11 protein-coding genes are annotated in these 15,228 nt (G+C 36.5%); 4 read left to right on the forward strand and 7 right to left on the reverse strand.

Annotated features, from left to right (window positions below):
- From HMPREF0669_RS08440 to HMPREF0669_RS08455, 4 genes are all read left to right on the forward strand, one after another.
- Positions 1–819, forward strand: coding sequence for a phosphorylcholine transferase LicD (locus tag HMPREF0669_RS08440; protein WP_009227885.1), 819 nt, complete (start codon positions 1–3; stop codon positions 817–819).
- Positions 820–1,292: 473 nt separating this feature from the next.
- Positions 1,293–2,420, forward strand: a complete 1,128-nt coding sequence (locus tag HMPREF0669_RS08445) for a PCMD domain-containing protein (protein ID WP_020967358.1) — start codon at positions 1,293–1,295, stop codon at positions 2,418–2,420.
- A gap of 17 nt (positions 2,421–2,437) precedes the next feature.
- Positions 2,438–3,217, forward strand: a complete 780-nt coding sequence (locus HMPREF0669_RS08450) for a porin family protein (protein ID WP_009227883.1) — start codon at positions 2,438–2,440, stop codon at positions 3,215–3,217.
- A gap of 19 nt (positions 3,218–3,236) precedes the next feature.
- Entirely contained in the window at positions 3,237–4,091 is an 855-nt protein-coding gene (locus HMPREF0669_RS08455) for a PfkB family carbohydrate kinase (RefSeq protein WP_009227882.1), read from the forward strand.
- Between the two features lie 400 nt (positions 4,092–4,491).
- On the opposite strand, the gene HMPREF0669_RS08460 is transcribed toward HMPREF0669_RS08455, so the two are convergent.
- The 7 genes from HMPREF0669_RS08460 to HMPREF0669_RS08490 form a co-directional block, all read right to left on the reverse strand.
- Positions 4,492–5,478, reverse strand: a complete 987-nt coding sequence (locus tag HMPREF0669_RS08460; RefSeq protein WP_020967360.1) for a hypothetical protein — start codon at positions 5,476–5,478, stop codon at positions 4,492–4,494.
- A 19-nt stretch (positions 5,479–5,497) separates the two neighbouring features.
- Entirely contained in the window at positions 5,498–6,865 is a 1,368-nt protein-coding gene (locus HMPREF0669_RS08465) for a BT_3987 domain-containing protein (RefSeq protein WP_009227880.1), read from the reverse strand.
- Between the two features lie 18 nt (positions 6,866–6,883).
- Positions 6,884–8,032 carry a DUF1735 and LamG domain-containing protein gene (locus HMPREF0669_RS08470; RefSeq protein WP_009227879.1) on the reverse strand — a complete coding sequence of 383 codons (1,149 nt, stop codon included), beginning with the start codon at positions 8,030–8,032 and terminating at the stop codon, positions 6,884–6,886.
- A gap of 5 nt (positions 8,033–8,037) precedes the next feature.
- Positions 8,038–9,081, reverse strand: a complete 1,044-nt coding sequence (locus tag HMPREF0669_RS08475) for a glycoside hydrolase family 18 (protein ID WP_020967361.1) — start codon at positions 9,079–9,081, stop codon at positions 8,038–8,040.
- A gap of 46 nt (positions 9,082–9,127) precedes the next feature.
- Positions 9,128–10,699 (reverse strand): RagB/SusD family nutrient uptake outer membrane protein, encoded by a 1,572-nt coding sequence (locus tag HMPREF0669_RS08480; protein WP_009227877.1) that lies wholly within the window; start codon positions 10,697–10,699, stop codon positions 9,128–9,130.
- Between the two features lie 11 nt (positions 10,700–10,710).
- A complete protein-coding gene (locus HMPREF0669_RS08485; protein WP_009227876.1) occupies positions 10,711–14,052 on the reverse strand; it encodes a SusC/RagA family TonB-linked outer membrane protein in 3,342 nt (1,113 codons plus the stop codon).
- 478 nt (positions 14,053–14,530) lie between these two features.
- Entirely contained in the window at positions 14,531–15,067 is a 537-nt protein-coding gene (locus HMPREF0669_RS08490) for a hypothetical protein (protein WP_009227875.1), read from the reverse strand.
- Positions 15,068–15,228: the final 161 nt, after the last annotated feature.

Raw genomic sequence — 15,228 nt, forward strand, 5'->3', positions numbered from 1 at the left:
ATGGCAAACTACGATATTAAAGCCCTTCACAACTGCATTCTTAAAACCCTTCAAACCATAGATAAGGTGTGCAAAGAGCACAACTTGCGCTACTATATATGGGCAGGAACACAGTTAGGAGCTGTTCGTCACGGTGGATTTATACCTTGGGACGATGATATCGACATTGCTATGCCTCGCAAAGATTACGACCTTCTTATTGCTAATGCAAAAGAATGGTTGCCCAATCCCTATGAGATGGTTTGTGCAGAGAACGACGAAAACTATCCAATAGCATTTGCAAAGATTCAAGATGGCAGTACAACCATCATCGAACGCATGCATCTTCGTTATCTTGGAGGGGCTTATATTGATGTTTTTCCTTTAGATGGAGTGCCCAATAACTGGCGCAAACGCTGGCATTTTGCACGTTATAAATTTTATCGCATAGTGCTTTATCTTGTTCAACGTGACCCTTATAAACACGGAAAAGGTCCAAGTAGTTGGGCTCCGTTGCTTTGTCGCAAGTTGTTTACATTGAAAGGCATTCAAAAAAGTATTCGAAACATTCTTACAAAGTACGACTTCGACAATTCAACTCTTGTGGCAGACTATGATGATGGTTTGCGCTTTGTTATGCCAAAAGAGATACTTGGCACCCCAATCCCTTGTAAGTTCGAAGACATAGAGGTACTTGGAGTGGCTCAACCCGATGCATATCTCAAAATGAAATATGGCAATTATATGCAATTACCGCCCGAAGATAAACGTCGACAACATAACTTTCACTATCTCGATCTCGAACATTCGTATAGAGAAATGGATCAAAATAAGCAATAAGCATTTTGTGTTTCTTACCCCATTTCGTTCGTCTTTATTTCTACACTCATTCTTGCTTTAACTCTTTCGAAACTCTTTTCAACAAGAGAGTCATTTTTATCGTGTTCCAAAAGCAATGCTTTGGGCATTAAAAAACATAGCTTTTACACAGCAAACTCAATGCTTTTGCGCCCTAAAAGCAATGCCTTTTCAAAGTTCTTTTAATTCCTTTATTTGCATAGGGTTTGAGGTTGCGCTTTATATCCATTCGAAAGAGCGAAAAAAGTATTATTTTTTTTCTTAAATATTATAATTTTCACTATCTTTGCAAAGTATTAGCAAACCCTACATACAAATGGAAATGGAGAAAAAATACCCTCTTTATAATTTTATAAAAGGTATTTTTTCCCTTTCATTCTTATTTAGGTGTCTTTTTTTTATAATTTGCTTTTAGGCGTAACAAAAACTTTTATATTTTTATCACTTATAAAAAAATGAAAAAGAATCAACTATTTTTGATCCTTACTTTAATATGTTTAGTACTTTTGGGTACAACATCTTGTATTAAAGACGAGGCAGCAAATACTGAAGCCGATATCCTTTCGGTTAGCGTAGATAACGGCATTCTTTTGCGAAATCCTGTCGTTTCGAACAGCGAAGTGAAGCTTTTTACTGCCGATAGTACTGATTTGAGTAAAGTAAAGATACATTTTAATCTAACAGAAGGAGCAACTATAACCAGTGGAGACACCACTAATACGGATTATACCAATGCTCGTATGTTCACCGTTACATCGCAAGATGGCAATTGGAAAAAAGTATATAAGGTGCATTTTGTGCGTATTGATGGAATAACCGATTTCCATTTAGATGATATGCACTATTATACTTATACCGATGAATGGAACCCTTCTGCTCAACCAATAAATAAATTCCACATCCTTTCAGAAACAACTCTTTCTAAAAAGCAGATCAACTGGGCGAGTGGAAACCCTGGTTATTTAATAGCAGCAGGCAATTCGCCAGCCGAAGACTATCCAACTTTCCAAAGTAACGATGGCTTTAAAGGCAAATGTGCGCAGTTAGTTACACGCTCAACAGGCCTCCTTGGCAGAATGTTTGGTGCTCCTATTGCAGCAGGAAACCTTTTCTTGGGTGATTTTCAACTCGATATTTCTAACGCATTGCGCTCAACTCACTTCGGAATACCATATCTTCAAGAGCCAGTTGCATTGAGTGGATATTACAAATATCAAGCAGGTGCGTCGTTCACTGATAAGAATTCGAAAGTGATTGCAGACAAGAAAGATATCTTTACCATATATGCTGTGTTGTATGAGGTAACAACTGAGGTACCATATCTTGATGGTACCAACTCGTTAACCAGTGAGAATATCGTGAAGATCGCTAAACTTGAGGATAAAAAAGAAACTAACGAATGGACTCGTTTTGAAGTTCCTTTCACCTTCTTAGAAGGCAAAAGCATCGATATAGAAAAGCTTCAGGCAGGTAAATATAATCTTGCAATTGTGCTTTCTTCGAGCGAAGATGGTGCAAACTTTAATGGAGCAGTGGGCAGTACCTTATGGGTTGACGAGCTACACATTGATGTTAAATACTAAAACGACGAATAATTAAAATGAAAAAGATATTATTTCTAGCTCTTGTCGCTATTCTTTCGCACTCTGTAGGTTATGCTCAAAGCGACAGAACAACAAGCTTAGTGAACTCAGAAAAGAACGGATGGGAATATGAAGTGCGTGCAGGTGTCAACATAGGAGGCGCAACTCCAATGCCAATGCCAGCAGAAATACGGAAGATAAAGAGTTATAGTCCTAAGTTTAATGGAACAATTGAAGGCGTAGTTACTTATTGGTTCGATGGCAATAGCAGTCCTTGGGGCTTGTCTACAGGCTTAAAAGTCGAAGAAAAAGGTATGATTACCGAGGCAGGAGTAAAGAGTTATAGCACCGAAATTATTCAAGGTTCACAACGAGTTGCAGGCTATTACACAGGAAATGTAAAGACACAATATAATAGTACATTGTTAACTCTACCCGTAATGGCAAACTATCGCTTTAATGATCAATGGAAAGTGCGTGCTGGTTTGTATGTAGCTTATCGCTTAGATGGCGAGTTTGCAGGCACAGTGAGCAATGGTTATCTTAGAGAAGGTAATCCAACAGGAGAGAAAGTCTTATTTGAAGGTGACGCAATAGCAAGTTATAACTTCTCGAATGAGTTGCGTCGATTCCAATGGGGTATGCAATTAGGTGGTAGTTGGCGTGCATTTAAACACTTTACTGTTAATGCAGATCTTACATATAACATCAATGGAATATTCAAAAGTAGCTTTCAAACGATTACATTTCCACTTTACCCCCTTTATCTTAATATCGGATTTGGATATCGTTTCTAAAGGATGACGCCATATTAGCATGAAAAAGGATAGTCTATGTTGCGTAGGGCATATTACAAAAGACAAGATTATTACTCCTAAAGATGAGTTTTCTCTGTTTGGAGGAACGGCGTTTTATTTTGCACATGCAATAAATACGCTACCTAAATGTGTTCAATTTGAATTGATTACAAAGGTTGGCGACAATGCAAAAGCTGCAGTTCTAGAGCTTAAGGAACTAGGAATTGATGTGCAAAACTTTGATAGTGAACACACCGTTTATTTTGAAAATAGATATGGAAACGATCCTAATCACCGCACACAACGTGTGTTAGCTAAGGCAGATGCTTTCGAAATTGAAGATGTTATCAATTCAAATGCCGATATTTATCATATTGGTTCGCTCTTAAATGACGACTTCTCGCCCGAAGTTCTTCAGTTTTTGGCTCAAAAAGGCTTGTTGTCTATCGATGCACAAGGCTTTTTACGTCGTGTAGAAGATGGAAATGTACTTGCAACGAACTGGTGTAGCAAGCAAGAACTACTTGAGATTACTCACTTCTTGAAGGTGAATGAGAACGAGATGGAAGTGCTAACCAACTATAAAGATCCACGAAAAGCAGCACAATTGCTTGCCAAAATGGGTGTGAAAGAAGTTATTATAACACTTGGGAGTTATGGCTCTTTGATTTATACCAACGGTACTTTCTATGATATACCTGCTTATAAACCTGCTCAGTTGATTGATGTAACGGGCTGTGGAGATACTTATATGGCTGGATATTTATATGGAAGAGCAACAGGAAAGGGTGTTCAAGAGAGCGGAGAACTTGCTGCTCGGATGTGTACTCGTAAGATAGAGGGAAGCGGTCCGCTAACTTCTTTTGAACTATAAGAAAGTAGAACAAAGGCGTTGGAGGAGCAATCGAAAAATGATATCACGAAAATTGCTTTGCAAACTCAGTGCTTTTGGCACATAATGTTAATGCTTTTGAAGGGAATACCATTAAATATCTTAGAATTAAAGAAGAAAAGTGATAGACCCTCACTACTGTTTGTGTAATCAGAAATGATTTCCAATATTTGTGAATGTGTAAGTTCCATTTTATTGTTATTATTTTTTGTACTTATACAAAGATAAGAAAAATATGGATTTCCACACTTTTTTAGTGCACAACCGCTAGTGTGATTGGAACAGAAAGAAGTAATTATGCACAAGAAAATGAAACGGGAAGGTGTTTATCTAAACACATTCCCGTTTTATTTAATAGAGTATTATTTCCTTATTAGGACATCTATTGTTTAGGCATACAGAAGTAGCCACGGTATAGATATTTATTCTTTATTACAGACATAATACCCCAGACATTTGTTCCATCGTTCTTGATGATTTCTACTTTTACATTATCAAATGTAGTGATAGGGCCATAAAATTGAAGTCGAGCTTCAATTTTGGCATTGTCATACACACCAACGGATTCGTCGCCATCAAAGAAGAGACGAAGATATTGATAGTCTTGATACTCAAAACCAATTTTGTTTTTGTTTCCCTCTTTTGTGTTAATAGCTTGAAGATAGTTGTAACCAGACCAGTTTATAACTTTTCCTTCATTCCAAGCAATGCGCTTGACGTTGCTGTTCATGATTTCAGCTTTTTCGTTATCGGTATAAGGAACGTCGGTTTCAGCTACAGTTACTTTTACCTTTGCAACAAGTCCAGCAGCATCAGTGATGTTAACCATCGTTTCGCCAGAGTGTACACCACGAATATAAATAGCTGTATCTCCTTGTACGCGAAGGAACTGTGCTACGTCTGTATTCTCGCTTTTAACTTGGTAGTCTCCATTTCCTTTCTTTACAACCACTTTCTGATCTCCTGCGTCATGACCAAGTATTTTAGATATACTTATCTCCTCCTTGTCAAGCAGAATCGACATGTACATAGATTTGATGGTGACACGTTTATAGTTTCCTGCGTCATCAGAAATAATGCAAGCAGTGATTCCTTTTTGAAGACTCTTAATTGTGATGGCATTGTTTTCGAGGCTTGCCACAGCAATGTCGGGAGATTCATTGATTACCTTATAATTTCCTCCACCTTTTAAGATTTTAGTGGTAGAAGTTTCGCCAACAGGAACAGATAAGGTATCGTTTTCTAATTGAATCTCTACTGGAGTAGCTGTTGGTTCTTCGGGAGTGATGTCTGACTTGTTGTTGCAGGCAGAAAAAACACCTGCTAGCAACAATCCTATTATTGATAGATAAAATAATCGTACTTTCATCTTATTTTCTTTTAAAGGTTTACCAATCTTTTCTATAAATACCCGTTTGGACAACATTTGCACCATAGAAGGCTTGTGAAATTCTGTTGAGAACTTCTAGAGGAGTACGTTTAGGATCTAAACCGAACACCATTGTGCCGCCATAGCCTTCGGACTTTATTCTATCATAAACGCTAGATGGAGATGCATAGTTACGCGCACATTCAACAGATCCTAAGAACATACCACTCTTGGGCATACCTGGATAGTTATTGCTTAAATCAGATGTGCCTCCGTAATCATGAATTCCACAATCTACAAACTCTCCAGGTTGCTTTCCCTCAACACTATATAAGTTTGTAGTTCCGCCATACACATAAACCTGAACAAGTTTGTTTGGCATTGCTTTTTTAGTTTCATAGCATAGGCGTGAAGCATTACCACCAGATACAAATCCAGGATAACTACCACCTGTGTTAGAATACTCATCATCGAAGAATACTCCATCAAGATTATAGGCTTCGACCTTTGCCTTTAATTCTTGTGCAAAATGTTTGCAACCTTCTACAGATAGATTGGTTATCGCAGCACGGTCGTGATTACCCAAGATACCTAAGATAACTTTCATACCTTTTTGCTGTAAAGGTTCAAGATACTTCTCTTTATATTGTAACACATGAGAGATGTTTTCATTGTTATAATTGTAAACCTCTTGTGTTTCCAAATTATAATTAATGTTTCCAGAGAAAAGAATTACTTGGTCGAAGAAATATTGACCAGTGCCTTGCAATGTGAAACAGAGATTATAAAGAGGATTAGAGTCGTTTATTTCCATGCAACTGATTACTTGCAAACCATTATGTTTGTGACAGTTTGGCATTTTTGTGATATCTTGTACGAAAAGTACAAATTCACCTTTTTCTTTTGAAATTTGGTTTTGTGCACTATTCAAACGTAATGGGATTGCATAGATACCATTCTTTTCCAAATTATTAGCAGTGTTGTATTTTACGCTTATAGGATTAGATTTTATATCCCCTGCTTCAACGACAGGAGTTCCTTCTATAGTAACTAAATCCTCTGGTAATGCTTGATAATTGGTCTTGTTTTTATCATTATAAGCTTTGAGAACTGTGGCATCATAAGAAAGAGAATATTCTTGCTTGGTTGTTGATGCTGTAGTTACATTTACATAGAAGTTAGTGGCTCCTTTAACATTGAAAAGAAGTGAATCGCGCATACTTGCTCCATACTTATCTGTGAGATAAGCTAATTGTTTTTCTGGAGTGCTATAATTTTCTTCATCTACTCCTTGCACGTTGATTGAATTCGAGCAAGCAGTTGTTAAGCCTGCAATTAGTATGATTCCAATTGCAACTTTTATTATGGTTAAAAACTTTTTGTTCATCTTTGTTGTAATCTAAAGTTATTTAGTTGCTGGTAATGAAACGGGTTTCCATGTTAAAGTCTTATTAGCTTTTAGGTCATTTCCATTTCCAGAATAGTCTTTTACTGTGAGTGTAGAACTATCATCAAATTTCCAATAAGCAACAAGACCAGGAGTTGTGGGATCTACACTATATATGCTTGAAGCTATTTCTTCTTGCGTACGAACAACATCCCAAACTCGAGCTTCTGAGATACAACCATTTAAGTCACGCTTATCGTCATAGGATTTTCCTACAAGGAAATTGCGGTCATAACCATTTCCCTCAAGAGTTATAGAACCGATACTACGTTCGTCCTCATACATTAATTTTCCATTAATGTAGATCTTTATTTCTCCACCATCTTCATTATAGGTTAGGGCAACGTGTTGCCATGTGTTTGTTTTCAATTGCAATTTGCTATCAGTAATGTTTGTGTTGGGCGTTGCAATTTGTAGTTGGTTAGGTGGTAAACCTGCATCACCAATACGCATAAGGAACTTACCTTCAATACCCATGATAGTGGAAATAAGCTTATCAAGCTCACGAGGATAGACTAGTGCTTCCATTGTTAGTTGCTTCATGTGGTCAATACGTCCTAGGGTTTTCCAAGGATATATTTCCAAATAGTTGTCTTGAATATCTGCAACAACATTAATTAAAGCACCTGCCTTGAATATATAGTAGTATTCTTTGGCAGACCCTAGGAGATCTATATCTTCGGTCTCTACTTCTACAGGGAATATATAAGTCTTAGAACGATCTAATGTTCCTAAATTAAAGAAAGAAATCTTAGCCTCATTACTCTTGACAGAACCTTTATTAATCATCAACTGCTTCTCAAGAATTTTATAACAGTTATTAGGAAGTAATTCTGCCGTTGTATAGTATCTCTTAGTATATGTGTAAAAAAGTGATGGCTTAAAAATAATTTGTGCATTTACTTCTTTCTCTGCGGGGCGTGCTGTAGCTATAGTGATAGTTTTGGATATAGTTCCAACATTTCCTTTAATTATTGTTTCAGAAGTCATTTCTTTAGCATTGATATATGCTTTGTTAGAAAAGTTTTCTTCATTATTGGATTGACAGGCGGCTGTTAACGTAAGTGCAACTAACCACAGAGGATAAAATTTAATTATATTCTTCATAATGTCTATTTTTTAACAATAGGGTTCATAATAGAAATGGCTCCCCTGATAATGGGATATACAAATCTTACCTGATAATAATCGTTGTTAATGTTATCAATTGCTAAGCCTGCAACTTGGTAGGCTTGATGTTCTTGAGCAATAAAGTTGGCTGTTCCAATAGCGGCATGTTTTTTACCCCAATATCCTGTTTTAAGGTCTGCAGGATCATTGCTATGCATTGCTACTAATGGGATGAGTTTATTGCTAGGGATACCTTCAACATTTGCTTTGATGAGTGTGTAGGCAACATCGCTAACACTTGTAGAGGTGAGGCAAGGAGTGATAATGTAGTTGGATAAGTTAAATATTTCTTTATCATCAACCTCTTGAGGCTTACCTGCTAGTACAAGAACCTTTTCAGTATGACGCTCTTTCCAGTCTTTTGCAATTCCTAAGAAGATTTTTTCATGTGCTCTTTGTGTTTGCTTTTCTTTTTCAGTCATATATATTTTGGTCTTGGCAAGAAAAGTCATCACTATACCATCATAATTAAACAGAGTACAAAGCATTAAACGTTTCTGTACTTTGTCTACCAAATACGTTTTGAAATCAGGTGAAAATGATTTCTCTGCATTATTGGGATTGTCTTCGAAAGCTTTCTTCTCTGCTTCGTAAGCTTCTTTTATCGTAATAAAATTGATTTCATATAAAGTATGAATTCCTTTATTTTCTTTTATTTCTTTTATTTCTGACAATTCACGATTATTTAGTTTCTCAGGGTGGGTAAGCACTAAATAATCTAAGCTATCTGGTACAGCAATAATGCTTTGACCTTGTGAAGAGGGCATTTTTTTGCTATTATCAAACCAACCAAAACTGACTTTATGTTTACCTCCTTTATAAGTGCGCAATGCTGATAGATATTGTGCGTATAATTCAGGATTTTGTTCTTGTATACTTGGGGGGGTGATACTAACAGACTCTATATCTGTATCGCAACTTCCCAAGAAGCATATCATTACAAAACAACTGATTACATGTATAAAATGCTGAATGATATATTTCATAATTTTGTTATTATCTTGTTTATATTTCAATGATAGAATAAACTTCTTACTTCGCTAGCCATACATCGGTTGCCATTGTGTTTGGACCACCAAGCAATTTTATAGCTTCATTATAGTTAGCAGAGTTGTTAAGGCGTTCTTCTTGAGGATAATAAAGACGACGTGCGCCTCGCTCACTATCTACAATGCCACCACTATTATTAACCGCAGCAGGCATTAACTTTGGAAAACCTGTGCGACGATATTCAGTCCAAGACTCCAAACCCAAAGGGAAGTTAGCTAACCATTTCTGTGTGATGATACGTTCTAGGTTTGTGTTCATAGATGCAGCATCGTCCCATGCTATGGTTATGGTTGAAGCTGTACCTGAAAATGAGTTCGAACCTGTAGGGTCTGTATACAATAATGGGGTACTGGTTCTGTCTGATAAGAAGTTCTCTACGCCCTTTACACCCCATTGTTCAAAGGATAAACGAATGCCTTGTTCGTAGAAATCTTTAGCAGATCCTCCCATAGACCAACCACGTAATGCACCTTCTGCACGAAGGAAAGCAACTTCAGCAGCATTCATCCAAAGAAGTTTAGAATCTGTTGTAACCTTATAGTTGGAATATAAATTAGAAATAGCTTGATCGGGAATATTAATACCTGAGCGAAGTCCATGGAATCCGTTGGTTGCATTTGTAAACTTTGATTGTGTGAACATGGCATCACGACGAGGATCGTTATAGCCATTCATGTAACTAAGGATATCTGCACTCACACGTGAGTCTCCCTGATTGTCTTTTACACCATTGTATTCGTGCATTACAACATAAAATGGATTTGTATTAGATACTGAAAGTTCAGCATTATCGCTATTGCTAGTTATTACACCTACCATTTGGCTTACTGCTTCTTCTGCCATTTGTTTTGCTTTTGCTGGTGCAGCTTTTGAAATATGTATAGCCAAGCGGAGCTTTAATGAGTTGGCAAACTTAATCCATTTCTCAACTTTTCCACCATATACATGGTCTGCCTCGGGCTTAAAGTCATTTGTTCTGTTTAAGGTAAGGGCAGTGATTGCACTATCAAGTTGTGCGAACATGCGGTTATAGACTTCTTCCTGTGAATCGTATGGAGCTGTAATTTTACCATCAGCACCCACTTTTGAATAAGGGATAGGACCATAAGCATCTGTTACTCGGTGAATACCTGCAACCTTTATAATCTGAGCTATAGAGCGAGGTACTGCTTCTTCAGTTATGTTATAGATCTCGTTGCTGTGAATAAAGAGCTTAGGGATAAAATCAGTAAAAAGGACACGGTCCCAGTTATTTGCAGTATTATACTGAGCAAAGTTCTTTCCAAGGAATCCTGGGTTGCTATCTGCTAGGTATCCGCCATAAGAACCACCACAGAGACATTCTGTGAATTGATTTGTATTTACATCGGTAGGTATAACCCAATTTTCAAGGTTAATGAGAGCTGCGCCTAAGCTATAAGCGTTGCGTTGCATCTCTTCTTTCGTTACAGCATAAGGATCTTGGTTAAAGTCTTCATAGCCGTTTGTGCAGCCTGTAGTAGATAAAAGTGTTGCTAACAAGGCTAGGCTTAAAATATTTTTCATCTGTTTCATTACTTCAGATATTAGAATTTGAGTTTGATGTTGAAACCAATATTTCTAGTGCTTGGCATCATAAATTTGTCGATTCCTTGATAGTAGTTGCCTGTAGTAGCTGTTGTTTCAGGATCGAAAGGTGCTTTGCAATAGAACATTAACAAGTTGCGACCAACAAGAGATACACTAAGTTCTCCTATACCAAAGAATACATTCTTCTTAAAAGTATAACCTAAGCTAGCTTCTTGTAGGCGTATATTTGTTGCACTATATGTATAATATTGTGGGATACCATCACTTCCACCAATAGTTGTATACCAAGTTTCTGGATTAATATAATTTTGTCCATTATTGATCGAAATGAAACCATTATCTCGGGCTTTAGCTGTTGTTTCTGATACACCATAATAGTCAAGATTTGCTTGAGTTGCAGAATAAACAATACCACCAAATCGAGCAGCAACCATAAAGCCAAGGTTTAGTCCATTCCAAGAAAAATCATTACGCCAAGCCATATTGCTTTTGGGGAAAATAGATCCTAATTTAATGTCTTCTACATTGGTATTTTTAAAAACCTTACCATTTTTGTCTACATAGATTTTACGATTACTATCGCGTTGGAGGTCAGAAAGAGAATAAAGGTCGCCTAGGGTGCCACCTTTTTTCAAAATGAAATGTGCATCACCTATACCATTTTCATCAAGTTTATCTATCGTGATGAGTGTTTTTGTTTGAGGATGAACGTAAGCGGTAACGAGGTCATTAATCTTATTTCGATTTATGCTAAGTGTATAGTTAGATGACCATGAGAATTTACCCCATGTGTTGTTATAACTAGCAGCTAATTCTATACCATAGTTGCTTACATTACCTGTCTGAATATACATATTACTATAACCAGAAGAAGCTGAAATCTTTGGGTCAAAAGTCTGGTTGTAAGTCTTTGTTGTATAATAAGTCAAGTCAAGGTTGAAGTGCTTAAACAAACGAGTCTGAAGACCAAATTCCCAAGAATCTGTACGTTCTGGTTTTAGGTTGTACACAGGATAAGTCGTCTGATTGCTCCATTGTCTGTTCTTTTCGTTCCATACGTACTTGGGATTTGCATACCAACGAGGGAATGATAATCCAACAGATGCAAATGAACCGCGTACTTTTAGATAATCAATTTGTTTAGGTAGCGTAAAAGATTCAGAGATAATCCAAGAGCCACCAACAGATGGATAGAAGAAAGATGACTTGTTAGAATGAGGACCAGCTAGCATTGAGGGCCAGTCATTACGTCCTGTAAGAGTTAGATAGTATTGACTTCTCCAACCTAATTCTACGCTTGAGAATAGAGATTTAGTTTGATCGTGGAAACCTGATTGCTCAGGAACAAGTCGTGCACGATTAATCTGCATTACATTAAACACGTTTGGAATGAGATTCTCATCGATAGGACCTTTATTGCCAATCATATTTTGCTTCATATCTGAAAGCGATATACCAAGATTCGCTGCCAGTGATAGTTGGTCATTGAAGAAACGTTTATTTACATTGGCAAGTACATCTCCATAAGTCTGTTGGTAATTAGATTCCTGAACACCATAAAGACCATTGTTACTTCCTGTAAGCGTCATTGAAGTTGATGCATAGAACTTTTCTTGGTATGTATTTGTAGAATTATCTATTCGTATGCGTGCTGAAAGATTCAACCAGTCGGTAAATTTATAAGATAATCCAGCATTGAGCATGTAACGATGTTTCTTATTCGTACGAGGAGTGCGGAAATTGATCCAGTATGGGTTCTGACCAACCAACTCACTTATGAGACCATTCCAATTTTGAAGGTAAATTTTACGAGTTGTGTCATAGTGTTCAAACATAGCCATATCCTGATAATCATTGCCACGAGGATAAAGATAAGCTGTAACCAAAGGATTGTTATAGACACCTTGGTTTATCATATTACGGTCATTTTGGATAATATAGCTTGCACCAAGATCAAGAGTCATGCGATCATTGAGCAAGTTTGTCGTGTTATGTACCGTGAAGTTATAGCGATTATATTTATTATTGGGAATGATTCCTGCAGAATTCAATGCACTAGCAGAGAGGAATGTTTGATTGTTTTTTGATCCTGTAGACAAAGTAAAGGCTTCTGTTGTTATTACACCAGTCTTGAGATAGTCTTTTTGTGGATTATATCCCATGTAGTTAGTTTCATTGAGTAACTTACCCCAACTATATGATTCTATACCATTATCTCGAAGGCCTGAGCCTGTTCCATATCTATTTTGGAACTTAGGAGTATGAAAAGCAGATGAGAATTCTGTGCTTTGCGAAACTGTTATCTGAGTACGTCCAATATCTCCTTTTTTTGTTGTAATGACAATAGCACCATTTGAGGCTTTTTCACCATAAAGAGCTGCAGCTGCAGCACCTGTTAATACAGACATAGATTCGATATCTTCGGCATTTAAGTCGGCAATGCCTTCTGATGTACCTCTAGACTCAAATCCACTTCCGCCACTACCTTCTGTATTCAACATAGGAATACCGTCGATAACATACAATACGTTGCTTGACTGCATAATAGAACGAGTACCACGCATCACAACTTTTGATGCTCCACCAGCACCTGATGAAGAAGCATTGATGTTTACACCAGCAACCTTACCATTTAAAGAGTTAATAAAGTTAGCATCTTTATTTACAGCAAGATCCTCGCCTGTAACTTTTTGTACATTATATGATAACGCTTTTTGTTCACGCTTAATACCAAGAGCCGTAACAACAACCTCATTCAACTCTTTAGAGTCTTCTTGAAGTGTTTGGTTAAGTTGATTACTATTTGCACGAACTTCTTTTGTTGTGAAACCAATATAAGAGAATTCGAGTATATCTCCGTAGCTAGCATTTATGCTATAGTTTCCATCTAAGTCGGTAATTACTGCATTACTTGTGCCTTTTACTTTTATGGTAACGCCAATCAACGGATTACCATTAGTATCTAATACTCGTCCTTTTATGGTCTGCTTTTGAGTAGATTTTTGGACTTTCTGAGGTTCAGACTTTGTAATAACGATATGACGTCCAGAGGTTGAATAATCTAAGCCTGTGCCACTGAGTATGGCATCAAGCAAATTACTAAGTTTTACTGTTTTGGAATTCACTTTCACTTGCTTGGCAAGATCTAAGGTGTTTTGTCCATAATCTATGGACATGTTTGTTTGTTTCTCAATCGTACTGATAAGTTGATGAACAGGAATAGTAGTTTGTTCTAATTTTACTACTTGGTTTTGTCCCATCATACTGGCAGATACGGAAAGAAATAAAGCTGAAATAAAGGTTGCTTTTTTCACTTTTACCGCTTTAAATTTATTCATAGATGTTAGTTCTTAATTGTTTAGGGATATGAGTGAAGCTTATAAAGAACACTCATTTGTTAGGTTGAATAGTTATGGAAATATTAATTTGTTTATTGTTGAGCCTCCTTTCTACTCTTTAAGAGTGTTGTAGTTTTATTTTTATTTAGTAGTATTCTTAACATGGTTCTAATAATTTACAAGTGAAAGCTGTTATGATAGTAGAGACAAATTTACAGAATTATTTTTTATAATAGACAAGTTTTTTCATTTTTTTTGATTCAATGATGGTCAAATATAGACTAAAACCTATGAGAAAAAGAGAATTCTACTGACAGTCCACAACATCAATGTAGAAGTCGTGCCATGTAAGGTGAATCTGTAGAACTCGCATTATATAAAAAGTATGAGAACATACTATCTAACGTTATTAGATAATATGTTCTCTACTAAGTGTTATTGACGCTTTTGGTCAATAGTATTTATAGTGTATGTATGCTTATTTTACAACCTCTTTGCGAGCAGAGTTGTCGCTCATTTGCACGATGTTGATTCCCTTTTCAGGACGACTAAGGCGTTGCCCGTTGATGTTGTAGCGTGCTTTTTCTGCAATTTCAGTGTTCACTTTCAAGCTTTGAACGCCAGTTGGGGTATTCGTAAAGGTCATTATGCCCTTCTTTGTCTGTAGTTTTAGAGTGTTATTGCTAAGCTCTAAGATTTTGAAACGTAAAGAAAACTGGTCGCCAATGATGAGATGAAGTCTGTCATTGCCTATAATAAAGTAGTCAAGGATATTTTCTGTGTCGTTTCTCTTAAAACGATTGAGGTGTGTATTTGCTTCTTTTGTCTTTTCAGTCCATCTATATGAAATCATACCAGAGCGGTAATAAGCATAATCTTTGCGTATATCCATAAAGTTTCCAAGTGTTATTTTCTGGATAGAACCTAAGTAATCATCGTATTCCATGCCGTCATTATTAGAGATCCATTCTCCTTCTAATTGATCTTCGTTGAATGATTGTGCGCTAATTTGCATTGTACAAGCTAATAATAGCGCAATACTAAATAAAAATTACTTCATCTTTTGGGTGAATTTTGAATTATAAATAATAAAATTTTGTTGTGTTATAAAGTTAAGTATTAATTATAAATAATAAGTAAAATTATTGTTAATTTGAGGTAAAGAACATAGATGTC

It is taken from the genome of Prevotella sp. oral taxon 299 str. F0039 (genome assembly GCF_000163055.2).
Classification (GTDB): domain Bacteria; phylum Bacteroidota; class Bacteroidia; order Bacteroidales; family Bacteroidaceae; genus Prevotella.